Below are 24,073 nucleotides of genomic sequence, written 5' to 3'. Positions count from 1 at the left end.
CGTGCCAATGGTGCAGGCGTGTGCTGTTTCTTTGTTCGCTTATGTTTAGCCATGAGTCATTTCAGCTTTTCGTCGCGAGTTTTTAATCCTGCTACTGTGCATCGCCCAGGCGTCGCTCCGTATGTTCCAGCAACCCGTGACCGGGGAGATGCCAGATGAATTTCAATTTCAATCTCAATCGCACCGCCAATGCTTCGGCGTGGCGGTTGCTGCCGAACGGCTGGGACTTCGTTGCTTTCCCGCTGATCATCTGCGCGCTCGCGTTCACGGCGATCGGCTTTCACCAGACCCTCGCGCCGATGTCGACGCTGAAGACCCAGGTGATCTCGCTCGACCCGTCGAGCCTGCCTGAGTACGCGCTGCGTACCACGCTGCGCATGCTCGCGGCGATGGTGGCATCGTTGGCGTTCACGCTGATCTACGGCACGCTCGCCGCCAAGAGCCGCCGCGCGGGCCTCGTGCTGGTGCCGATTCTCGACATCCTGCAGTCGGTGCCGGTGCTCGGCTACATTTCGTTTACGGTGACGTTCTTCCTCGCGCTGTTCCCGGGCCGGGTGCTGGGCGCGGAGCTGGCGGCGATCTTCGCGATCTTCACGAGCCAGGCGTGGAACATGACGTTCAGCTTCTACCAGTCGCTGCGCACGGTGCCGCGCGACCTGGACGAAGTCTCGCGCGGCTTCCACCTGACCGGCTGGCAGCGCTTCTGGAAGCTCGAAGTGCCGTTCTCGATGCCGGGCCTGATCTGGAACATGATGATGTCGATGTCGGGCGGCTGGTTCTTCGTGGTGGCCTCGGAGGCGATCACGGTGGGCAACAACACGATCACGCTGCCGGGCATCGGCGCGTATCTGGCCCAGGCGATTTCGGACAAGAACCTGCACGCGGTGGGCTGGGTGATCCTGACGATGACGATCGTGATTCTGGCCTATGACCAGTTTCTGTTCCGTCCGCTGGTGGCGTGGGCCGACAAGTTCCGCATGGAAACGACCAGCTCGGGCGATGCGCCGCAATCGTGGCTGCTCGATCTGGTGCGCCGCACCCGCCTGATTCACCGCAGCCTCGTACCGATGGGCAAGCTGTTCGCCAATGCGGCGCGCGTGCCGATGCGCCTGCCGGGCTTGGGGCAGCTCAAGTTCAGCATGCCGCGCCGGCAGAAATCGTCGCGTGTGGGCGACATCGTCTGGGGGATCCTTGTGATTCTCCTCACGCTGTATGTCGTCTATCGCGTGGTGACCTATGTGCGCACCGGCGTGACGCTCGATGAAGTCGGCCACGTGTTCGTACTCGGCCTGATTACCTTGGTGCGCGTGCTTCTGCTGATCATCATCGCCTCAGTGATCTGGGTGCCGCTCGGCGTGCTGATCGGACTGCGCCCGGCGCTCGCCGAGAAGATCCAGCCGCTCGCGCAGTTTCTCGCCGCGTTCCCGGCCAACCTGCTGTTCCCGGTGTTCGTGATCGTCATCGTGCGCTTCCATCTGAACCCGGATATCTGGCTGTCGCCGCTGATCGTGCTCGGCACCCAGTGGTACATCCTGTTCAACGTGATTGCGGGCGCCAGCGCGTATCCGAACGACTACCGCGAAGTCTCGACCAACTTCGGCATTCGCGGCTGGCAGTGGTGGCGCAAGGCAATGCTGCCGGGCATTTTCCCGTACTACGTGACGGGCGCGATTACTGCCTCGGGCGGCGCGTGGAATGCGAGCATCGTGGCCGAGTTCGTGCAGTGGGGCGATACCAAGGTTCAGGCTCACGGCCTGGGTGCGTATATCGCGCAGACTACCGCCGCGGGCGACTTCCCGAAGATCATTCTCGGCATTGCCGTGATGTCGCTGTTTGTGACTTTGTTCAACCGCCTGCTGTGGCGTCCGATGTACGCCTTCGCCGAATCCAGGCTGCGGCTCGACTGAACGGCCCAGCACCTGACGTTTCGCCCCGGCTGCCTTAACGGGGACAACCAAAATTGGGGCGACCCGGTAGTTTTATTGTGAGCGTAACCACGATGCTAAATCCTAATAAAGTTGTATCGGCCGATCTTCTCCCGACTGCGCCCCAGACTCCGGCCACACCTGCGCGCCTCGGCGACGAAGTGCTGCGCGTGACGGACGTGAGCCGCGGCTTCGACAAGAACCAGGACGAGTTGCTGGTGCTCGACGGCGTGAACCTGTCGCTGCGTGAAGGGGAGATTGTCGGCATGCTGGGCCGTTCGGGCTCGGGCAAGTCGACCTTGTTGCGGATCATCGCCGGGCTGATCGAACCCACCGGCGGCCAGGTCTCGTACCTCGGCAAGCCGCTCGACGGCCCCGCCAAGGGTGTGGCGATGGTGTTCCAGACCTTCGCGCTGTTTCCGTGGCTGACCGTGCTGCAGAACGTGGAAGCCGGTCTCGAGGCCCAGGGCGTGGGCGCGCGCGAGCGCCGCGAACGCGCGCTGGCCGCGATCGACCTGATCGGTCTGGACGGCTTCGAAAATGCCTATCCGCGCGAGCTCTCGGGCGGCATGCGCCAGCGCGTGGGCTTCGCCCGTGCGCTGGTGGTCGACCCGACGCTGCTCCTGATGGACGAGCCGTTCTCCGCGCTCGACGTGCTGACCGCCGAAACGCTGCGTACCGATCTGCTCGATCTGTGGACCCAGGGCCGCATGCCGATCAAGTCGGTGCTGATCGTCACGCACAACATCGAGGAAGCGGTGTTCATGTGCGACCGGATCCTCGTGCTGTCGTCGAACCCGGGCCGCGTGATCGCCGAGATCAAGGTGCCGTTCAAACATCCGCGCAACCGCCTGGACCCGGAGTTCCGCCGCCTGGTGGACGAGATCTACGCGAAGATGACCTCGCGCCAGCACGACGAATCGACCCGGAAGGGCCTCGAACTGGGTAGCTGGCTGCCGCATGTGTCGACCAACCTGATGGCCGGTCTGATCGAGATGCTGGCCGCGGCGCCGTATCACGGCCGTGCCGACATGCCGGAAATCGCCCGCTCGCTGCATCTCGAGGTGGACGATCTGTTCCCGGTGGCCGAAGTGCTGCAGTATCTGGGCTTTGCGGAAGTGCGTGAAGGCGACATCCTGCTGACGCCGCCGGCGCGTGTATTTGCCGAACTCGGCACGCAGGAACGCAAGATGATGTTCGCCGAGCATCTGCTGCGTCACGTGCCGCTCGCCGCGCGGATCAAGAAGGTGCTCAACGAGCGTCCGGGGCATCGCGCGCCGCGCGTGCGTTTCGAGCAGGAACTGGAAGACTTCCTGACCGACAGCGCCGCGGAAGATACGCTCGACGCCGTGATCAACTGGGGCCGCTATGGCGAGATCTTCTCGTATAACGACCAGACCGAACTGTTCAGCCTGGAAGACGTGGAGGCCTAAGCTTTAGGCAATCCGGAGCGCAGCGGTATCAGTCTGCCGCTGCGCCTTGGCGATCAGCTTCGATCGCCCAGTCCACCGCAGCCTGCGCATGCAGCGCTGTGGTGTCGAACGCCGGCAAGGCGGCATGCTCCGGCTTGATGAGGAGCGTGATCTCCGTGCAGCCGAGAATCACCGCCTGCGCGCCGCGCGCGGCGAACTCCGCGATCGCGCGCTGATAGACGCGTCGCGATTCCTCGTGGACCGCGCCATGACACAACTCGTCGTAAATGATGCGATGCACGTCGGCGCGATCGGCTTCGTTCGGCGTCAGCGTTTCGAGCGCGTAGCGTTCGTTGAGCCGCCCCGTGTAAAACGCCTGCTCCATCGTGTAGCGCGTCCCCAGCAAGCCGACGCGTTCGACGCCCGCTGCGCGCAAGGCGCTGCCGGTCGGATCGGCGATGTGCAGGAACGGAATGGCGATGGCCTGCTCGATCGATTCGTACACCCGGTGCATCGTGTTGGTGGCGAGGATCACGAGGTCCGCGCCGCCGTGCTCGAGTTGACGTGCCGCTGCGGCCATCTGCTTGCCGAGCGCGGTCCAGTCGCCGGCCCGCTGATGCGCTTCCACTTCGGCAAAATCCACCGTCAGCAGCAGGCTGCGCGCATTGTGATGGCCGCCGAGGCGCGCTTTCGCATGGCGGTTCAGCAGCCGGTAATACTCGGCCGAAGATTCCCAGCTCATGCCGCCGATGATGCCGATGGTTTTCATCTTCCTGTCCTGCCGGTGCCGATGTGTGAGCGTCGAGTATAGGCTGGGCAGGGCGACGGGCAGCGGTACGGATCGGCGCGATTGCGCCGGTACGGTTCCGCTCGGGGCGGCAGTTTCGTGCCTATGCCTTCGGCAGCGTCGATTTTCCGCGCCGCTTGCGCGGCTTCGGCTCCACGCCCACACGCGGATCGCGTGCGAGCACAAGCGCCGTTATCGTTTCGACGCTGGCTTCAAATGCCGGATCGTCTTGCGGGACATACAGCCATTTGCCGAGTACCGGGTGCGGCCGCAAAGCGGGCATTTCATCGATGAGCGCGGCGTGGCGATCTTGCGAGGTGCACACCAGCAAGCCATTCCACGGCGGGTCGCGGTCGCAGGCGACCAGACACAGCAGGCCGTCGATATAGGCAGCCTCGGAGCCGAACATCCGTTTGCTGAGGTAGGTCGGATCGCGCTCGAAGGCCTCGAAGATCCAGACGAGCGAGTTGCGGATGGAAGAGGGCATGGGCGCGAAGGTGGCGTAAGGGTTCGTGAGCGTCTTGATAATACTACTGTATTTTTGTACAGTATATGCATCGTGAACCCGCTCGATCTTCCTCTCGCCGCGCTCTCCTCGTCACGCGTGCGCCCAATGAAGCCGCCCATGATGCCGAGGCCGGGTCTGTCCCCTATGCCGTCAGCGACGCCCCCGCCGTCCGTGCGCAAGATCATCCATTGCGACTGCGACTGTTTCTACGCGTCGGTCGAAATGCGCGACGACCCGTCGCTGCGCGGTCGGCCGCTGGCTGTGGGCGGGCGGCCCGATCATCGCGGCGTGGTCGCCACCTGCAATTACGAGGCGCGGCGCTTCGGCGTGCACTCGGCCATGTCGTCGGCGCTGGCCTTGCGCAAGTGTCCCGACCTGCTGATCATGCCGCCGTCGATGGAAAAATACCGGGTCGCCTCGCGCCAGATCATGGCGATCTACCGCGATTACACCGCTGAGGTCGAACCGCTGTCGCTCGACGAAGCCTATCTCGACGTGACTCGCGCCGAGCGCTGTAAAGGCAGCGCCACGCTGATGGCCAACGAGATTCGCGAGCGCGTGCGCGAGACGGTCGGCGTGACGGTGTCGGCAGGGGTGGCGCCCAACAAGTTCGTGGCCAAGATCGCCTCCGACTGGAACAAGCCCGATGGGCTCTATGTGGTGCGTCCGCATGAAGTCGATGCATTTGTCGCAGCCTTGCCGGTGCGCAAGATTTTCGGCGTGGGCAAGGTGACGGCGGCCAAACTCGAGAAGCTCGGCCTCACCACCTGCGCACAGTTGCGTGACTGGTCGCTGGTCGATTTGCACCGTCAGTTCGGCGTGTTCGGCAAGCGGCTCTACGAACTATCGCGCGGCATCGACGCGCGGCCCGTGCGCGCCGACCAGGAACGCAAATCGGTGAGCGTGGAGACGACCTATGTCACGGATCTGCGCACGCTCGAAGAGTGCGCGGCCGAACTGCGGCGCCTTGCCGAACAACTGGACGTGCGCATTGCGCGGGCCGAAGCGGCCGCGGCGGTGCGCAAGCTGTTCGTGAAGATCCGCTTCGCCGATTTTCAGCGCACCACGGTCGAATGCGTGGGCGAGGTCACGCATCTGCCGACGCTACTCGCGCTGCTGGAGAAGGGCTTCGCGCGCCGCAACCAGCCGGTGCGGCTGTTGGGCGTGGGTGTGCGGCTCGAAGAGGAGCATCTGGCTCAACCCGGCCAGTTCACGCTGTTCGACGACGAGCCTGCGGATGAAGTGATCGAGGCGCCGCCGCAAGCCGAGCCGGACGATTCCGGCGAGTAGTTCCCCGTGTAATTCTCAAGCACCCTGCGTAACCCGGCAGGCCGCTCATCCGTCTGCGCTTCCACATCTGTGCCCCAACGCTTTCTGACGCCGATAGAATCGATGGCAGTCAAAGGAGCGAGACAATGGACCTGATCATCCGCCGTGCCAGCTTGCCGCGCAGCGCATCCCCGCATAAAGAGCCGGTCGATATCGGCATCGAAGCGGGCCGCATCGTCGCTGTTGAGCCGCATCTGGCGGCGAGCGCGCATGAGGAAATCGACGCCGCCGGCTCGCTCGTCACACCGCCCTTCGTGGACCCGCACTTCCACATGGATGCGACGCTGTCCTACGGTTTGCCGCGCGTCAATGCGTCGGGCACGCTGCTTGAAGGCATTGCGCTATGGGGCGAACTGAAGCCTCAACTGACCCAGCAAGCGTTGATCGAGCGCGCGCTGCAGTACTGCGACTGGGCCGTGGCGCGCGGCTTGCTGGCGATTCGCAGCCATGTGGATGTGTGCGATCCGCGTCTGCTGGCGGTGGAAGCGTTACTCGAAGTGAAGCGCCGGGTGGCGCCGTATCTCGACCTGCAACTAGTGGCGTTCCCGCAAGACGGTGTGCTGCGCAGCCCCGGCGCTTTCGACAACCTGAAGCGGGCGATTGCGCTCGGCGTCGACGTGGTCGGCGGCATCCCGCATTTCGAGCGGACCATGGCGGACGGCGCGGAGTCGGTGCGTATCCTGTGCGAATACGCGGCGGAGCAGGGCTTGCGCGTCGACATGCATTGCGACGAGTCGGACGACCCGCTCTCGCGCCACATCGAAACGCTGGCGGCGCAGACGCACCGGCTCGGTTTGCAGGGACGCGTCACCGGCTCGCATCTGACCTCGATGCACTCGATGGACAACTACTACGTCAGCAAACTGCTGCCGTTGATGCGTGAATCGGGAGTGGCGGCGATTGCCAATCCGCTCATCAATATCACGCTGCAGGGCCGCAGCGATAGCTATCCGAAGCGGCGCGGCATGACGCGGGTGCCGGAGATGATGGCGGCGGGCATCAATGTCGCATTTGGCCACGACTGCGTGATGGACCCGTGGTACAGCCTCGGTTCGGGTGACATGCTCGAGGTGGCCCACATGGGACTGCACGTTGCGCAGATGACCGGCATCGATGCGATGCATGCGTGCTTCGACGCGGTGACTGTGAATGCGGCGCGCATCCTCGGGCTCGAAGGATATGGTGTCGAGCCGGGATGCGAAGCGAATCTCGTGCTGCTCGATGCGCGCGATCCGGTCGAAGCGATTCGTTTGCGTGCGGCCCGGCTGGCGGTGGTGCGGCGTGGCAAGGTGGTGGCGCGCTCGCCTGCCGCGCGGGCGACGCTTGCGCTCGAGGGGCGTCCGCAGCAAGTCGACTTCAAGCTGCAACGCGGATGATGAAAGTGGGGAATCGAAGGACGCGCCAGGAGGGGCTGCGACTGCTGTCTGTGTAGAGGTGCAAGCAAAAAACGGTAGGCAACAAAAAGCCGGCAGGCAACAAAAAGCCGGCGGGCGACAAAAAGCCGGCGGGCGACAAAAAAACGGCAGACAACAAAAACCGGTGCCTGCGTAAGCAGAGCACCGGTCTTTTTACCAGCCAGGCCGAAGGCGCAACAGCTTAATGCGTCGCCGCCGGCGTCATGCCGTTATGACGCAGCAGCGCGTCGATATTCGGCTCACGGCCACGGAACGCCTTGAACGATTCCATCGCGGGACGGCTGCCGCCCACCTCGAGAATCTCCTTGCGATAGCGCGTGCCGGTCGCCGCGTCGAGTACGCTGCCGCTCGAGGCCTGGGCCGCTTCTTCGAAGGCCGCATATGCGTCGGCCGACAGCACCTCCGCCCACTTGTAGCTGTAGTAGCCCGCCGCGTAGCCGCCCGCGAAGATGTGGCTGAACGTGTTCGGCCAGCGCGAGAAGGCTGCTTGCGGCACCACATGGAAGCGCTCGTTCATCTCGCGAGCCAGATCGTTCGCGCTTTGCGGGCCGGCTGCGTCGAAGTCCGTATGCAGCTTCATGTCGAACATCGAGAACACGATCTGCCGCAGCGTGCCCAGGCCGCTCTGGAAATTTTTGGCGGCCAGCATCTTGTCGAACAGGTCGCGGGGCAGCGGTTTGGCGGTATCGACATGCGCAGTCATGTCGCTCAGCACGTCCCACTCCCAGCAGAAGTTCTCCATGAACTGCGACGGCAGTTCGACCGCATCCCATTCGACGCCGTTGATGCCCGACACCGCCAGTTCGTCGACACGCGTGAGCATGTGATGCAGGCCGTGGCCGAACTCATGGAACAGCGTGATCACTTCGTCGTGCGTGAAGCAGGCCGGCTTGCCGCCGACCGGCGCCGAGAAGTTGCAGGTCAGATAGGCGACCGGCGTTTGCACGCCGCCGTGCGCATGCTTGTGACGGGCCCGCGCATCGTCCATCCACGCGCCGCCGCGCTTGCCTTCGCGCGCATACAGGTCGACGTAAAACTGCGCGACGAGAGCGCCGTCCTGATTCTCGATGCGGAAAAAGCGCACGTCCGGATGCCACACGGCGGCTTCGTCGCGGCGGATCTTCACGCCGAACAGCGTTTCCGTGACCTTGAAGAGGCCCTTGAAAACGACATCTTCCGGGAAGTATTGCTTGACCTCGTTTTCGGAGAACGAATAGCGCTTCTGGCGCAGGCGTTCGGCCGCGAAGGTCATATCCCACGGCTGCAGTTCGGCCATGCCGAGTTCGTTGGCGGCGAATTCGCGCAGCTCTTTCCAGTCCTGTTCCGCATGCGGACGGGCGCGGGTGGCGAGGTCTTCGAGGAAGGCCATCACCTGGGCGGGCGACTCGGCCATCTTCGGGGCGAGCGAGACTTCAGCGAAGTTCCGGTAGCCGAGCATATGCGCTTCTTCGGCGCGCAGCTTCAGTTGCTCGGCGAGGACGGCGGTGTTGTCCCACTCGGTCTTGCCGCCGCCGTAGGTGCCGCCCAGTTCCGAGGCGCGCGTGACGTAGGCGCGGTACATCGTTTCGCGCATGGCCCGGTTTTCTGCGTATTGCATGACCGGGAAGTACGACGGGAAATGCAGCGTGAATTTCCAGCCGCTCTTGCCGTCGCGCTCAGCTGCTTCTTCCGCGGCTTCGATCACGTCTTCCGGCAAACCCGCCAGTTGCGCCTTGTCTTCGACGAAATAGGCGTAGGCATTGGTCGCGTCCAGCACGTGATCGGAAAACGCCTTTGACAGATTGGCCTGGCGTTCCTGCAGTTCGGCGAAGTGCGGCTTCTGGTCTTCCGGCAGTTCCGCGCCCGACAGGCGGAAGTCGCGCAGCGCGTTATGCAGGATCTTCTTGCGTTCGCCGGTGAGCGAGGCGAAATCGCTGCTGGCGGCGAGTGTCTTGTACTTTTCGAAGAGCGCGAGGTTTTGTCCGACGCTGGTCCAGAATTCGGTCACGCGCGGCAGATTTTCGCCGTAGACGGCGCGCAGTTCCGGCGTGTCCGCCACCGCGTTCAGGTGGCCGACGACGCCCCAGGCGCGCGAGAGCGGCTCGGTGACACGTTCGACCGGCTCGACGACGTCGGCCCAGGAGGCGGGCGTGATCGGCTCGGCGGCGCGCGCCACCGCGGCGCTCGCGTTGGCGAGCAGGATGTCGAGCGCGGGGGTGACGTGTTCGGGGCGGATGTCGCCAAAGCGCGGCAGATCGGAGAAATCGAGGAGCGGGTTGTCGTGTGCCGGTTGTGTAGTGGACATAAGGCTTCCTGTCTGACGCGGGTGAATAGACGTGAATCGGCGGACGCGGCTCGTGGCGGCGCCCGATATCGACATTATTGGGGCAGCAGGCTGCGATTCCAATTGGGCTACGGCACAAATTATCAGAAGTTCGTCTTGTGCGTGTTGCGCCCGGTCTGTGCGAAAGCGAACGGTCAGCTTTGTTGCTTTGCGGCATCGTGACGCTTCGTCGCCGACTGCGTGGGAAAGAACGGGCCGGCGGCGTCGTTCACCGTAGAAAGGGCTTTCGATGAATTCGCTTTCGCACGCCTTATCGCGTAACGGCAACAACTTCGATCTGGTGCGGCTGCTGGCGGCTATCGCCGTGGTTTACGGGCACTCCTACCTGCTGCAACTGCCGGACGGCAGCACCGACTGGGTCCAGAACGCACTCGGATTCGACGGCTTCGGCGCGCTCGGCGTCTATGCGTTCTTTCTGATGAGCGGCATGCTGGTGAGCGCCAGTTTCGACCGCCAGCGCTCGGCGCCGCGCTTCGTCGCCCTGCGCATCGCGCGGATCTGGCCGGCCGTGGCCGGCGGCTCGCTGGTGACGATCTTCGTGATCGGACCGCTCTTCACGACGCTGCCGCTGCGCGAGTATTTTGCCTCCGGCGCGACATGGGCCAATCTCGACAACTTTTCGACCATCGTGCTCAAGTCCGGCTGGGTCGTGCCCGGCGTGTTCGAACATAACCCCTTCGTGTACGACGTGTGCGCGCCGTTGTGGACCCTGCCGCTCGAAGTGCGCTGCTATCTGATTGTGCTGCTGACGGGCATGGCGGGTCTGCTGTCGAGCCGCCGGGGCATGCTGCTTGCGGTCGCACTCGCTGTCGCGGCCTTCGCACTGCGCTTGCATCTGGCGCCGCATCTGCAGATCGGCTGGCGCGACTTTACCGAAAAGCCGGGCGGCTATTCGTTCTGGCCGGAGCCGTTCTTTTTTGCCGGCATGCTGTTGTATGGCTGGCGCGAGCGCATCGAGATTCACGGACTCGTGGCGCTTGGCCTCGCGATGGTGTTTCTGGTGTTCCGCGATACGGCCGGCGCACAGCCGCTGTTTTATCTCGCCTTCGTGTACGGCGTGCTTTGGATCGGCACGACGCCGTTGTTGCGCCGCTTCTCGCCGCGCAACGATTACTCGTACGGCATCTATCTGTACGGTTTCATGATGCAGCAATGCGTGGCGAGTATCGCACCGCATCTGGATCATCAGACTGCGGTGCTGATCGCCGCGCCGTTTATGCTGCTGTGCGCGGCGTTGTCGTGGCGCTTCGTGGAGCGGCCGGTGCTGCTCTGGTGCCGGCGGCGGCTCGCCCGCACGCCACGTTCGGTTGGGGTGGCGATGGCCCCTTAGGCGTTGCCGGCCGCGCGCTCGGCCGCTTCGATCGTGTTGACGAGCAGCATGGTGATGGTCATCGGGCCGACGCCGCCCGGCACCGGCGTGAGATAGCTGGTCACTTCCTTCACGCCTGCGAAATCGACGTCGCCGCACAGCTTGCCGGCCTCGTCGCGATTCATGCCGACATCGATCACCGCCGCGCCCGGTTTCACCATCTCCGCAGTCAGGATGTTGCGCAGGCCGGTGGCCGCCACCACCACGTCGGCGTTGCGCGTGTGCGCGGCCAGATCGCGGGTCTTGCTGTGGCAGATCGTGACGGTCGCGCCCGCTTCGAGCAGCAGCAGCGCCATCGGCTTGCCGACGATGTTCGAGCGGCCGATCACCACTGCATTCGCGCCCTTCAGGTCGATGCCGTAGGCTTCGAACATCTTCATCACGCCATACGGCGTGCAGGGACGAAACAGCGGCTTGCCGGTCATCAGCGCACCGGCGTTGGCGACGTGGAAGCCGTCCACGTCCTTTTCCGGCGCGATGGCTTCGATCACCTTGTGGCTGTCGATATGCGCGGGCAGCGGCAATTGCACCAGGATGCCGTGGATCTTCGGGTCGCTGTTCAAGGCGTCGATGCGCGCGAGCAGGTCCGCTTCCGACAGCGTGGCCGGGTAGCGGTCATACGACGAGAACAGGCCGTTGTCCTCGCAGGCCTTGACCTTGTTGCGCACATAGACTTCGCTGGCCGGGTTGTCGCCCACCAGCACGACGGCGAGGCCGGGCTGGTGGCCACGAGCGGTAAGAGCGGCGGCGCGGGTCGCGACGTCGGCGCGCAAGGTCTTGGAGAGGGCGTTGCCGTCGATCAGTTTGGCTGTCATGGTCGGTCGAGATAGGGTGTTCGGAATGCGGGGCGTGCGGCGCGCCTGAGTGTGCGGATTCGGCAGGGCCGGCCCGTTCGGCGCGCGAGATACGTTCGATGGCGTTTTCCGGTATGAACCGGTCGGCTCGCGAAAAGCATGCGGTGCGGAAATGGCGCTGCGACGAAGTACAGCATTATACCGTCGTGGCCTGCAGGTCTTGCGGCCTGGATGTCCAGGCCGGCACGGCAGTCAGAAGGGAAGGTCGCGGGGCTCGTGGGTGGGTGCTGCAACGGTGAACTATCGAGCACGAGTCTTGCTGAATGGTACGCAGCAACGAGTCGAGCCGCGTACCGCGCACCGTGACAGTGCGCTGGCGAGGACGCTTACTGCGCCTGTTGCGGCTTGTTCGACAGCGCCAGTCGCAGCAGATCCGCGACGGTGTTGACGTTGAGCTTTTCCATGATGTTGGCGCGGTGCGCTTCGACCGTCTTGATGCTGATGCCGAGGTCGTCGGCAATCTGCTTGTTCAGGCGGCCGGCGATGATGCGCTCGAGCACCTGATGCTCGCGCGCGGTCAGCTTGCCCAGACGCTCGGCCGCGGCACGTTGCTGCTGCACGCTGGTGCTTTCGCTGCGCGCCTTGTCGAGCATGCGCTCGACCAGTTTGCGCAACTCGGCTTCGTCGAACGGCTTTTCGATGAAGTCCATCGCGCCTTTTTTCATTGTCGATACCGCCATCGGCACGTCGCCGTGGCCCGTCACGAAGATGATCGGCAGGGAGGCGTTGTCGGCGATCAGGCGTTCCTGCAACTCGAGACCGCTCATGCCGGACATCCGCACGTCGAGGATCAGACACGCGATCTGGCCAGGATGCGTATGCGGCTGCCAGGCGTCGATGAACTGCTCGGCGCTGGAGAAGCACTGCACGCGGTAGCCGTTCGCCTCCAGCAGCCAGCGCAGCGAATCTCGCACCGCCTCGTCGTCGTCGACGACAAAGACTGTTTCCTGTGTGGTGACTGGGCTGTTCATAGCTCTCCCGTAACGGTTTGTGGTGTCGGCGCCTCTGACCCGCCGTTGCTCGGGCCGTCGGGCTCTCCAATAGGCAGACTGCAATGGAACGTGGCGCCTGTGACGTGGCCGTCGGATTCGACGTTGTTGACCACCCACAGACGGCCGCGGTGCGATTCGATAATCGAACGGCAGATGTTCAGCCCCATGCCCATACCATCGGACTTGGTGCTGTAAAACGGTTCAAACAGACGCTCGGCCGTGGCCTCGTCCACCCCGGGGCCCTGGTCGACCACGCTGATGCAGACGAAGCCGCTGTCGAGCCGCACGACCACGCGGATCACCGGATCGACCGCATTGGGCCGTGCGTCGTGCATGGCTTCGGCCGCGTTCTTCAACAGGTTCACCAGCACCTGCTCGATCAGCACCGGGTCCACATAGATCACCGGCAGCCGCGAGCGCAGATCCGTGACGATGCGAATGCGGCGCTTGCGCGCCTCGATCTCGGCGAGCCCAACCGCGTCCGCCACGATATCGGCGACACGGGTAGCCTGGCGTTTCGGTTCGCTGCGTTTCACGAATTCGCGGATCCGCTTGATGATCATGCCTGCCCGCACCGCCTGCTGCGCGGTCTTTTCGAGCACGGGCAGCAGATTGTCAGGCGTCGTTCGTCCAGATTTAACCAGTGCTACGGTTCCTGAGCAATAGTTATTGATCGCGGCGAGCGGCTGGTTCAGTTCATGAGCGAGCGACGAGGCCATTTCGCCCATCGTCATCAGGCGGCTCGTGAACTGCAGCTTTTCGTCCTGCTGGCGGGCGAGTTCCTGCGCCTGCTTGCGGGTGGTGATGTCGGTTGCGATCTGCATCTGCGCCAGATGGCCGTCCACCCATTGGATGTACTGGCGGCGCACTTCAAACCACTTCTGTATGCCCTGTACATAAACTTCCTGGGCGTCGGCCGTGCTTTCGGTCAGCGCGGCGGCGGGCAGGCCGGCATACGCATCGACCATGTCGATCGAGTCGGACGAGGCCTGGGCGCTGTCGAAGCCGCCGCCGGCCAGTTCCAGATGGCCGTCGGGGCGGATGCCGAACAGATGGCGGTAGTAGCGGTTGGCAAACAGCAGTTCGGCTTCGTCGGCGGCCAGCACGGAGACCGCGGCATCGAGGCTTTCGAGCACGGTGGTGAAGCGCTCGTGCGCAGCGGCGAGTTCTTCGCGAGCCCGCTTCGGCTCGGTGATGTCGGTCATCGACGACATCCAGCCGGTCTGGCGGCCCGAGCTGTCGATCAGCGGCGACACATACAACCGCGCGTGGAACAGCGAGCCGTCTTTACGGCGCACGCGCAATTCGAAGCCGGACGAGGGCGCCTTGCCGCGCAGCGTCATGTCGAGCTGGCGCTGCATCTCGGGGTACGCGTCGCGCGGCCAGTAGGGGAACGGCGCCTGCTTACCGACGAGGTCGCTCTCGTCCCAGCCGGTCATGCGGCAAAAGGCGGGATTGACGTGGGTGATGCGGCCGTGCATGTCGAGCACGCGCATGCCGATCAGCACGGAGTTTTCCATGGCGCGGCGGAAGAACGCTTCGGCGTACAGCGCCTGTTGCGCTTCGAAACGCTGCCGGGTGTGCTTCCACAGACTCCACAAGCTCCACAACACGAAGCAGGACAGACCGGCCACCAGCCACACGAGCGTGTTGTTGGTGAAATTGGTCATCTGCGGGAACGCGTAGACCCGCACCGACACGCCCTGGCCCGGCGGGTCGAGCGGCAGGTCGTAGAAGGCGTCGCGCGGCAGGCGTGGGCGCGTCGAGGTGGTGGCGAGCTCGCGGTTGTTCAGGTCGATGATCGAGATCTTGTACTTCGCCGACAGCTCAGGCGGGATGTCGTGCTTCAGCACGCCTTCGATCGAGAACACCGCGGCGATCGAGCCGAGAAACTCGCGGTCGCGGTAGACCGGCGTCTGCAACGTCAGATAGCCGTTGCCGAGGTCGTCATAAATGAGCGGGGAATACACCTGGCGGCGCGAGGTGCGCGCGTCGCCGAACGCCGCCTTCACGGCTTCGTCCATCTGTTCGTCGCTGGGTTTGGCGAGGCGTTGGCCGAACACCGGCAGCGCGGTATTGGGCCAGCGAGGCTGCTGCTCGGCCGTGTACCAGTTCATGTAGAGGATTTCGGGATGCCCCTGCATGATGTCCGTGGTGGACACCTGGAACGAATGCGGATCGGCGTGGCCGGCGGCGAGATCGCGCGCCAGCGCCTGAATCTGTTCCTGCGCGCCGGTCATCGACAGGCGGATCTGCTGCTGGGCCCAGGCGACGTTGCGGTAGAGCGTGTCTTCCTGCTGCTGCTGTTCGCGCCGGTTCAGGCTCCACAGGATCAGGCTCATGACGACCAGGAACACCAGGATCGACAGGAGCGGCGTCAGCAAATAGGAATTCGACCACCATGGTCCGTGGTGCCAGCGGGACGGCGACGAGTCCGCCGGCGAACCGGACGGCCGCGCCGAGCGTGCGAAAAGCCGTTCGGTCAACATGGCTGGCATTGTAGCGCAGCATGTGACTAGCAAATGGCGCAAAAAAGCGCTGAAAGTACCGCTAATCGGCGCAAACTAGCCGACGTATCCGCTGATCGGCAGTCAATCCAGGGTGCGCCGCAACAATTTTCCGCATTATGAGAAACGATCTCGTAATTCGAAAAACTTGTTGCGCAGACGACGGGGCCCTTATTACAATCGGCCGAAGCTGCCGCGGCCACACTCGTCCGCGTCGTCTGTTCAAAGAACGTTCCTTATCCCCAGGAGACGAGCATGTCCGCTGTACCCGACGAAGTCATGAAATATGTCGCCGCCGAGAAAGACGACGATCCCCAGGAAACCGGCGAGTGGCTGGAAGCGCTGGATGGCGTGATTTCTGCTGTGGGCCCGGATCGCGCCCACTATCTGATCGAAAAGCAAATCGAATTTGCCCGCGTACACGGCGAACACCTGCCGTTCTCCGCCAACACCCCATACATCAATACGATTCCCGTGTCGCGTCAGGCGCCCATTCCCGGCGACCAGGACATCGAACACCGCATCCGCTCGTACACGCGCTGGAACGCCATCGCGATGGTGCTGCGCGCGGGCAAGGACACCAACGTCGGCGGCCATATCGCCTCGTTCGCGTCGGCCGCCACGCTCTATGACGTCGGTTACAACCACTTCTGGCACGCAGCCTCGGACAAGCATGGCGGCGACCTCGTGTTCGTGCAGGGCCACTCGTCGCCGGGTGTCTATTCGCGCGCGTTCCTGCTCGGCCGTCTGAGCGAAAACCAGCTCGACAACTTCCGCCAGGAAGTGGGCGGCGAGGGCATCTCGTCGTATCCGCACCCGTGGCTGATGCCGGACTTCTGGCAATTCCCGACCGTCTCGATGGGCCTCGGCCCGATCATGGCGATCTATCAGGCCCGCTTCATGAAGTACATGCAGGCGCGCGGCATCACCAGGACCGAAGGCCGCAAGGTCTGGGCCTTCCTTGGCGACGGCGAAACGGACGAACCGGAATCGCTCGGCGCAATCGGCATGGCCGGCCGCGAACGCCTCGACAACCTCGTGTTCGTGATCAACTGCAACCTGCAGCGCCTCGACGGTCCGGTGCGCGGTAACGGCAAGATCATCCAGGAACTCGAAAGCGAATTCCGCGGCGCGGGCTGGAACGTCATCAAGGTGATCTGGGGCAGCCGCTGGGATGCGCTGTTCCAGCGCGACAAGTCGGGCGCGCTGATGCGCCGGATGATGGAAGTCGTGGACGGCGAATATCAGACGTACAAGTCGGAATCCGGCGCGTACGTGCGCGAGCACTTCTTCAATACGCCGGAACTGAAGGCGCTGGTCGCCGACTGGTCCGACGAGGACGTGTGGAACCTGAATCGCGGCGGCCACGATCCGCACAAGATCTACGCGGCGTTCACCGAAGCCACGAATGCCAAGGGCCAGCCGACCGTGATCCTCGCCAAGACGATCAAGGGCTACGGCATGGGCGAAGCCGGCCAGGCGATGAACATCACCCACCAGCAGAAGAAGATGCAGGTGGAGCAACTGAAGAAATTCCGCGACCAGTTCCGCCTGCCGATCTCCGACGAAGATATCGTCAACGTGCCGTACCTCAAGTTCGAAGAAGGTTCGAAGGAACTCGAGTACATGCGCGCTCGCCGCCAGGACCTCGGCGGCTATCTGCCGGCGCGTCGCCAGAAGGCCGAGTCGCTGCCGGTGCCGGCGCTCGACGTGTTCGAGCCGCTGCTCAAGGGCACGGGCGAAGGCCGCGAGATCTCCACGACGATGGCGTTCGTGCGGATTCTCAACATCCTGCTGAAGGACAAGGCGCTCGGCAAGCGCGTCGTGCCGATCGTGCCGGACGAGTCGCGTACCTTCGGTATGGAAGGCCTGTTCCGCCAGATCGGTATCTGGAATCAGGAAGGCCAGAAGTACGTGCCGGAAGACTCCGACCAGTTGATGTTCTACCGCGAGTCGGAAACCGGCCAGATCCTGCAGGAAGGCATCAACGAAGCCGGCGGTATGTCGGACTGGATCGCTGCCGCGACGTCGTACTCGACGCACGGCGAGATCATGATCCCGTTCTACATCTTCTATTCGATGTTCGGCTTCCAGCGCATCGGCGATCTGGCATGGGCCGCGGGCGACATGCGCTCGCGCGGCTTCCTGCTGGGCGGCACCGCAGGACGCACGACGCTGAACGGCGAAGGCCTGCAGCACGAAGACGGCCACTCGCTGTTGTGGGCCGCTTCGGTGCCGAACTGCATCAGCTATGACCCGACGTTCGGTTACGAACTCGCCGTCATCATGCAGGACGGTCTGCGCCGTATGGTCGCCGAACAGGAAGATGTGTACTACTACATCACGGTGATGAACGAGAACTACGAGCACCCGGCGATTCCGCAGGGAGACTCGGTGGCGGCCGACATCATCAAGGGTATGTACGCGTTCCGCAAGGCGGATGCCGACGCGAAGGCGCCGCGCGTTCAACTGATGGGTGCGGGCACGATCTTCAACGAAGTGATCGCCGCGGCCGACCTGCTGAAGAACGACTGGGGCGTCGCCGCCGACCTCTGGAGCGTGCCGAGCTTCACCGAACTGGCTCGCGAAGGCCACGAAGTGCAACGCTGGAACCTGCTGCACCCGACCGAAGAGAAGAAGGTCTCGCACGTCGAGAAGCTGCTCAAGGACGCACAAGGCCCGGTCATCGCATCGACCGACTACGTGCGCGCGCTGACCGAGCAGATCCGCGCGTTCGTGCCGCAGAAGTTCGTCGTGCTGGGCACGGACGGCTACGGCCGTTCGGACACGCGTGAAAAGCTGCGTCACTTCTTCGAAGTGGACCGCTACTGGGTCACGGTTGCCGCGTTGAATGCACTGGCAGATGAAGGCACGATCGAACGCAAGATCGTCGCCGAGGCGCTCAAGAAGTACAACCTTGATCCCGCCAAACCCAACCCGATGACCGTCTAAGGCATCATTCCCCGTGTGCCACGGCGTGCGCGCCCGCTCCTGATCGACAGGGGCAGGCTGCGTGCGCGGCCCAGGAGACACCCACAATGAGTCAAGCGATCGAAGTCAAGGTGCCGGACATCGGCGATTACAAGGACATCCCTGTGATCGAGGTGCTGGTGAAGGCGGGTGATACCGTCGAGAAAGAGCAGTCGCTCGTCACGCTGGAATCGGACAAGGCGACCATGGACGTGCCGAGCTCGGCTGCCGGTACCGTCAAGGAAGTGAAGGTCAAGGTGGGCGACAACGTGTCGGAAGGCTCGTTGATCGTCGTGCTGGAAGGTGCTGAAGGCGGCGCGGCCGCGGCTAAGCCCAATGGCGCTGCAGCGGCTCCCGCACCGGCGCCTGCTGCTGCACCGGCGCCCGCACCTGCGCCCGCACCTGCGCCCGCTGCAAGCGGTGGCGTGCAGGAAGTGAAGGTTCCGGATATCGGCGACTACAAGGACATTCCCGTGATCGAGATCGCGGTGAAGGTCGGCGACCGCGTCGAGAAAGAGCAGTCGCTCGTCACGCTGGAATCGGACAAGGCGACCATGGACGTGCCGAGCACGGCCGCCGGCGTCGTCAAGGAACTGAAGGTCAAGATCGGCGATACGGTGTCGGAAGGCTCCGTGATCGTCGTGATCGAAGCGGAAGGCGGCGCGGCAGTTGCGGCTCCCGCACCGGCGGCCAGGCCGGCTGCAGAAAAGCCGTCCGATGCGCCGGTTGCGCCGAGCCCGGCTCCGGCTGCACCCTCCGCGCTGGCCCAGGCGCCGGTCATTCCGGCCGGTGAAGGCGGCGAGCGCAAGGCAAGCCATGCTTCGCCGTCGGTGCGCAAGTTCGCACGCGAACTGGGCGTGGATGTCTCGCGCGTGCAGGGTACGGGTCCGAAGGGCCGGATTACCCAGGCCGACGTGACGGCATTCATCAAGGGCGTGATGACCGGTCAGCGCGCGGCTCCGGCTGCGGCGCCTGCTGCTGCCGGTGGCGGCGAGCTGAACCTGCTGCCGTGGCCGAAGGTCGATTTCACCAAGTTCGGTCCGATCGATCCGAAACCGCTCTCGCGCATCAAGAAGATCTCGGGTGCGAACCTGCATCGCAACTGGGTCATGATTCCGCACGTCACGAACAACGACGAAGCGGACATCACCGAGCTCGAAGCGCTGCGCGTGCAACTGAACAAGGAACACGAAAAGGCCGGTGTGAAGTTCACGATGCTGGCGTTTGTGATCAAGGCCGTTGTGTCCGCCTTGAAGAAATTCCCGACCTTCAATGCCAGCCTCGATGGCGACAACCTCGTGTTCAAGCAGTATTACCACGTTGGGTTCGCTGCCGATACGCCGAATGGCCTGGTTGTGCCGGTGATTCGCGATGCGGACAAGAAGGGGCTCGTCGATATCGCCAAGGAGATGGCCGAGCTTTCCAAGGCTGCTCGTGAGGGCAAGCTCAAGCCGGATCAGATGCAGGGTGGTTGCTTCTCGATCTCCTCGTTGGGTGGGATTGGCGGTACGCACTTCACGCCGATTATCAACGCGCCTGAAGTCGCTATTCTTGGTTTGTCGCGTAGTGCCATGAAGCCGGTTTGGGATGGGAAGCAGTTTGTGCCTCGTCTTACCATGCCGCTTTCGCTCTCCTATGACCATCGCGTCATCGATGGGGCTGAAGCTGCGCGCTTCAATGCGTATCTGGGTGCGATTCTTGCCGATTTTCGGCGTGTGATTCTTTAATCGGACGTTGACGCTGGCGCTGATGAGACGTGGTCTGTTTGTGATCCACGTCTCTCATTGAACTTGTTTTCATGTCGGTTTATTAGCGTTGCCCCTGTGCGGGGCGGCACCTACTTTTCTTTGTCTTCCAAAGAAAAGTAGGCAAAAGAAAGGCGCGTCCTTGGGCGGACAGCAAAGGATGTTTTTGTCCGGCGTGCTGCCAGCTTTTGCGCTGCTTTTAGGCCACTTTTTTGTTCTGTCGCGCCGCTCATCATCACGATTAACAAGAGAAGGGGACACTATGAGTCTCGTCGAAGTGAAGGTGCCGGACATCGGTGATTTCAAGGATGTCGATGTCATCGAGGTCAATATCAAGCCGGGCGATGTCATCGAGAACGAGCAAGCTCTCCTGACGCTCGAGTCGGATAAGGCTTCCATCGAAGTGCCCAGCGATACCGCCGGCACTGTCAAGGAAGTTCGCGTCAAGCCAGGTGATAAGGTGTCCGAAGGCACTATCATCGCCATCGTCGAAGCGTCGGCTGCGGCTGCGCCGGCTAAGGCCGCCGCAGAACCCGCGAAGGCCGCCGCACCCGTGGCCGCTGCTGCGGCTCCGAGTCAACCGGCCGCTGCTCCTCAAGCCGGTAGCTTCTCCGGCCAGGCCGATATCGAGTGCGACATGCTCGTGCTCGGCTCGGGCCCCGGTGGTTACTCGGCTGCGTTCCGCTCCGCCGATCTCGGTATGAAGACCGTGCTCGTCGAACGTTATTCGACCCTCGGCGGCGTCTGTCTGAATGTGGGCTGTATTCCGTCGAAGGCGCTGTTGCACACCGCTCTCGTGATCGATGAGGCCGAGGCGCTCGGGGCTCATGGCATCACGTTCGGTAAGCCGCAGATCGATCTCGACAAGCTGCGCGATTTCAAGTCGAGCGTCGTCAAGAAGCTCACCGGCGGTCTCGCCGGCATGGCCAAGATGCGTAAGGTCGAAGTCGTCACCGGTAACGGGGCGTTCGTCGATCCGCATCACATGGAAGTCGTGACGGAAGCGGGCAAGAAGGTTGTCAGGTTCAAGCAGGCCATCATTGCGGCCGGCTCCGAAGCGGTCAAGCTGCCGTTCATTCCAGAAGACCCGCGCGTGGTCGATTCGACCGGTGCGCTCGAGTTGCGTCAGATTCCCCAGCGCATGCTCGTGATCGGTGGCGGCATCATCGGCCTGGAAATGGCGACCGTGTACGCCACGCTCGGTGCGCAGATCGAAGTCGTCGAAATGCTCGACGGCCTGATGGCCGGCGCCGATCGCGATCTCGTCAAGGTCTGGGAGAAGTACAACAGCAAGCGTTTCGCCAACGTCATGCTGAAAACCAAGACAACCGCTGCTGAAGCCAGGGACGACGGCATTTACGTGTCGTTCGAAGGCGAGAAGGCTCCGGCTGAGCCGCAGCGCTACGATCTCGTGCTGGTCGCCGTGGGCCGCAGCCCGAACGGCAAGAAGATCGGCGCCGACAAGGCCGGCGTCGCCGTGACCGATCGCGGCTTCATCGAGGTCGACAAGCAGATGCGCACCAATGTGCCGCACATCTTCGCAATCGGCGATATCGTCGGTCAGCCGATGCTCGCCCACAAGGCCGTGCACGAAGCCCACGTTGCGGCTGAAGTTGCGCATGGCGAGAAGGCGTACTTCGACGCGCTGCAGATTCCGTCAGTGGCCTACACCGATCCGGAAGTGGCCTGGGCCGGCAAGACGGAAGATCAGTGCAAGGCCGAAGGCATCAAGTACGGCAAGGCAGTGTTCCCGTGGGCGGCTTCGGGCCGCGCCATCGCCAACGGCCGCGATGAGGGCTTCACCAAGCTGATTTTCGATGAAGAAACGCATCGCGTGATCGGCGGGGGGATCGTCGGTCTGAATGCCGGCGATCTGATTAGCGAAGTCTGTCTCGCCGTCGAAATGGGCGCGGACGCAACCGATATCGGCAAGACCATCCATCCGCACCCGACGCTTGGTGAATCGATTGGGATGGCCGCCGAGCTGTACGAAGGCGTCTGTACCGATCTGCCGCCGCAGAAAAAGAAGTAAGGCGGTAACGGGGCGCCTGCGTGTGGCCAGCGCGGGCGTTCTCGATCAGCATGCCGGTCCTGCGTGGAAGTCGGCTCCCGAGGTTGGCTTCAGACATTACCTGTAGAGGCCGGCCGCAGAAATCAGCCACAAAAAAACGGCGCGCCCCGCAAAGGGCGCGCCGTTTTTGTTTCAGCGTTTCAGCGGGGCAGGACACTCACCCCTCTTGTTGCTTACGAGCAGATCACGCGTATCGTTTGTCCGCCTGGATGCTGGAACGATCGCAGCCGGGGCAAAAAAATCCCGGCGTCCGCCGGGCAAACGATACGCTGTTGAACGTATCGGAGCGTTGGGCCGCGAAGTGCACGCGTAGTACATGGACCGCACGGCGCTGTTGCTGCGAGACGCGCCGGCGGGCGAACCCGCCGGCACAGATTGATGCGCAGGACGTCTCAACCGTTGTTCCGGGCGCCGTTTAAGCGCGCTCAAAACTTCCGCTGAAACCGCGATTGATGCCTCTCGTCGAGACCTCAGTCACGCCTGCTGTACACCTGAACTCAAACTTAAACAGCCTTCTTGGTCGAGCGCGAAGCTTGAGCTGCAGCTTGCGAAGCCGCCTTCGACGCTGCGGTGGCCGCTGCGTTGAAGTTGCTTTCAGCGATTTCCACAGCTTGCTTGGTCGCCTTGTGAACCGTTTCGTACGTGGTGTTGGCGGCGGTGATAGCCGACTTCAACACGGCGACAGCGGTTTCCGAACCGGCCGGGGCGTTCTTGGCAACGTTCTCGACGAGCGACTGCACCTTGTCGTTTTGCTCTTTGTACTGAGCTTCGGCGACGCGGGCGAATTCAGCTTGCGTGGCGGACACGATTTCATACACGTGACGGCCATACGACAGCGCCTTTTCCGAGATCGGCTGCGTGAGGCCAGCCTGCAGCGCGAAAAATTCCTGTGCGTCCTTCACCGACAGCGCACGTTGTGCATTTTCCTGGCTTTCCGCGAGCGTCGACTTCACGACTTGCAGGTTCAGCTCGACCAGCTTTTCGACGCCTTCGAATGCTTTAGTCGTCAGGCCGAAGAGGGTTTCGAGGTTGGCTTTCTGGGCTGCGGCGATTTGCTCAGGGGTCAGCAGACTCATGTTTACGCTCCTGGATGACGGTCCGTCTGGTGCGGACCGTGTTGGGTTAATGGCAAAACTGGCAAAACAGTAACGACAAAAATGCGCTGTCACACACCGGACGGTGATGTATTGTGCATCGCAACAATGCTACCTATTTTAGGATGGCGCCGGCAGATGTCAAGTTCTTTTTGTGCGTCGCACAATCATGAAAATAGCTCAGTAAAACAATACGTTATGAAGCGCATATGACATATGCGCGACAGATGTCGGAATGACCGCTGCACAGTGCTGGTGCGCGTTTGAGCGGTAGTTTTTGCCGCTATAACCGGGGATTTGACGCGATCCTGGACGGCGGGCACAGGACGATCCAGAGGGAAAATTTCGAAGCAAGAGGCGGCAAAACAACAATCGATGTAAACCGGAATCTGTCACGGAACGTTAATCGAGCATATCGGTCAAATGCGCGATGGTTCAATCCGCAGTGGATGCTTAACTGTCCGCGCGTCGGCTCATCGACTGGTGCCCTGGAGAAACCGCCCGCTGGGCAACGGTCAGCGGCGTTTCGCAGCGCCTGGAACGACCGTATTTCCCCTGATCAAGGTTGTCTCTAAATTGCCGTTATGCTGAGAGCATCGCCGGAATCCGGCGCATAACGGCCCCAACGAACATCCGCGGACTGGATCGTTTTTTTCGATCGAGTCCGCGAAGCTTATAGGCTTTTTACAATCGGATCTGACAACCCGGTTTAAGGAGCGCCGATAAGTGCTTAATATTGCTAATTTTTCGTGGTTTTACTACACTTGCATAA

The 24,073-nt window shown here is 62.8% G+C and carries 15 protein-coding genes; 8 read left to right on the top strand and 7 right to left on the bottom strand.

Going from position 1 to position 24,073, the window contains the following annotated elements; translation table 11 throughout:
• Positions 1 to 155 precede the first annotated feature (155 nt).
• Both AC1ECK_RS14570 and AC1ECK_RS14565 read left to right on the top strand, forming a co-directional pair.
• Complete coding sequence (locus AC1ECK_RS14570) at positions 156 to 1,907, top strand: ABC transporter permease (protein ID WP_480320229.1); 1,752 nt, start codon at positions 156 to 158, stop codon at positions 1,905 to 1,907.
• A 92-nt stretch (positions 1,908 to 1,999) separates the two neighbouring features.
• Entirely contained in the window at positions 2,000 to 3,358 is a 1,359-nt protein-coding gene (locus AC1ECK_RS14565; RefSeq protein WP_480320227.1) for an ABC transporter ATP-binding protein, read from the top strand.
• Between the two features lie 28 nt (positions 3,359 to 3,386).
• Here the strand turns inward: AC1ECK_RS14565 and AC1ECK_RS14560 are convergent, their stop codons facing one another.
• Entirely contained in the window at positions 3,387 to 4,106 is a 720-nt protein-coding gene (locus tag AC1ECK_RS14560; RefSeq protein ID WP_480320225.1) for an aspartate/glutamate racemase family protein, read from the bottom strand.
• Between the two features lie 121 nt (positions 4,107 to 4,227).
• On the bottom strand, positions 4,228 to 4,611 hold the full coding sequence (locus AC1ECK_RS14555; protein WP_480320222.1) for a hypothetical protein: 384 nt from the start codon (positions 4,609 to 4,611) through the stop codon (positions 4,228 to 4,230).
• Between the two features lie 126 nt (positions 4,612 to 4,737).
• Between AC1ECK_RS14555 and dinB the strand changes: the two genes are divergently transcribed.
• Both dinB and AC1ECK_RS14545 read left to right on the top strand, forming a co-directional pair.
• The gene (dinB, locus tag AC1ECK_RS14550) at positions 4,738 to 5,922 is read left to right on the top strand and encodes a DNA polymerase IV (protein ID WP_480320220.1); all 1,185 of its coding nucleotides are present in this window, start codon (positions 4,738 to 4,740) and stop codon (positions 5,920 to 5,922) included.
• A 125-nt stretch (positions 5,923 to 6,047) separates the two neighbouring features.
• A complete protein-coding gene (locus tag AC1ECK_RS14545; protein ID WP_480320218.1) occupies positions 6,048 to 7,337 on the top strand; it encodes an amidohydrolase family protein in 1,290 nt (429 codons plus the stop codon).
• Positions 7,338 to 7,557: 220 nt separating this feature from the next.
• Here the strand turns inward: AC1ECK_RS14545 and AC1ECK_RS14540 are convergent, their stop codons facing one another.
• The gene (locus AC1ECK_RS14540) at positions 7,558 to 9,660 is read right to left on the bottom strand and encodes a M3 family metallopeptidase (protein ID WP_480320216.1); all 2,103 of its coding nucleotides are present in this window, start codon (positions 9,658 to 9,660) and stop codon (positions 7,558 to 7,560) included.
• A 268-nt stretch (positions 9,661 to 9,928) separates the two neighbouring features.
• On the opposite strand from AC1ECK_RS14540, the gene AC1ECK_RS14535 reads away from it, so the two are divergent.
• On the top strand, positions 9,929 to 11,029 hold the full coding sequence (locus AC1ECK_RS14535) for an acyltransferase family protein (RefSeq protein ID WP_480320214.1): 1,101 nt from the start codon (positions 9,929 to 9,931) through the stop codon (positions 11,027 to 11,029).
• Here AC1ECK_RS14535 and folD read toward each other — a convergent pair.
• The 3 genes from folD to fixL all read right to left on the bottom strand — a co-directional run bounded on the left by folD (position 11,026) and on the right by fixL (position 15,403).
• On the bottom strand, positions 11,026 to 11,883 hold the full coding sequence (gene folD, locus AC1ECK_RS14530) for a bifunctional methylenetetrahydrofolate dehydrogenase/methenyltetrahydrofolate cyclohydrolase FolD (protein ID WP_480320212.1): 858 nt from the start codon (positions 11,881 to 11,883) through the stop codon (positions 11,026 to 11,028). The genes AC1ECK_RS14535 and folD overlap by 4 nt on opposite strands.
• Before the next feature lie 365 nt (positions 11,884 to 12,248).
• A complete protein-coding gene (fixJ, locus tag AC1ECK_RS14525) occupies positions 12,249 to 12,893 on the bottom strand; it encodes an oxygen response regulator transcription factor FixJ (protein ID WP_090685570.1) in 645 nt (214 codons plus the stop codon).
• A complete protein-coding gene (gene fixL, locus AC1ECK_RS14520; protein ID WP_480320633.1) occupies positions 12,890 to 15,403 on the bottom strand; it encodes an oxygen sensor histidine kinase FixL in 2,514 nt (837 codons plus the stop codon). The genes fixJ and fixL overlap by 4 nt, the downstream gene beginning before the upstream one ends.
• A gap of 273 nt (positions 15,404 to 15,676) precedes the next feature.
• On the opposite strand from fixL, the gene aceE reads away from it, so the two are divergent.
• The 3 genes from aceE (at position 15,677) to lpdA (ending at position 22,168) form a co-directional block, all read left to right on the top strand.
• Entirely contained in the window at positions 15,677 to 18,373 is a 2,697-nt protein-coding gene (gene aceE / locus AC1ECK_RS14515; RefSeq protein ID WP_480320210.1) for a pyruvate dehydrogenase (acetyl-transferring), homodimeric type, read from the top strand.
• An 86-nt stretch (positions 18,374 to 18,459) separates the two neighbouring features.
• Positions 18,460 to 20,118 carry a dihydrolipoyllysine-residue acetyltransferase gene (gene aceF / locus AC1ECK_RS14510; RefSeq protein ID WP_480320208.1) on the top strand — a complete coding sequence of 553 codons (1,659 nt, stop codon included), beginning with the start codon at positions 18,460 to 18,462 and terminating at the stop codon, positions 20,116 to 20,118.
• Between the two features lie 280 nt (positions 20,119 to 20,398).
• Positions 20,399 to 22,168: a dihydrolipoyl dehydrogenase gene (gene lpdA, locus AC1ECK_RS14505; RefSeq protein WP_480320206.1), complete on the top strand. Its 1,770-nt coding sequence runs from the start codon at positions 20,399 to 20,401 to the stop codon at positions 22,166 to 22,168.
• A 542-nt stretch (positions 22,169 to 22,710) separates the two neighbouring features.
• Here lpdA and AC1ECK_RS14500 read toward each other — a convergent pair.
• Entirely contained in the window at positions 22,711 to 23,283 is a 573-nt protein-coding gene (locus AC1ECK_RS14500) for a phasin family protein (protein WP_480320204.1), read from the bottom strand.
• Positions 23,284 to 24,073: the final 790 nt, after the last annotated feature.

The sequence above is a fragment of the Paraburkholderia sp. SSBN10T genome, assembly GCF_056619545.1.
The sequence above is the reverse complement of the archived record's forward strand: the minus strand, read 5'-3'. Positions and strand labels throughout refer to the sequence as shown.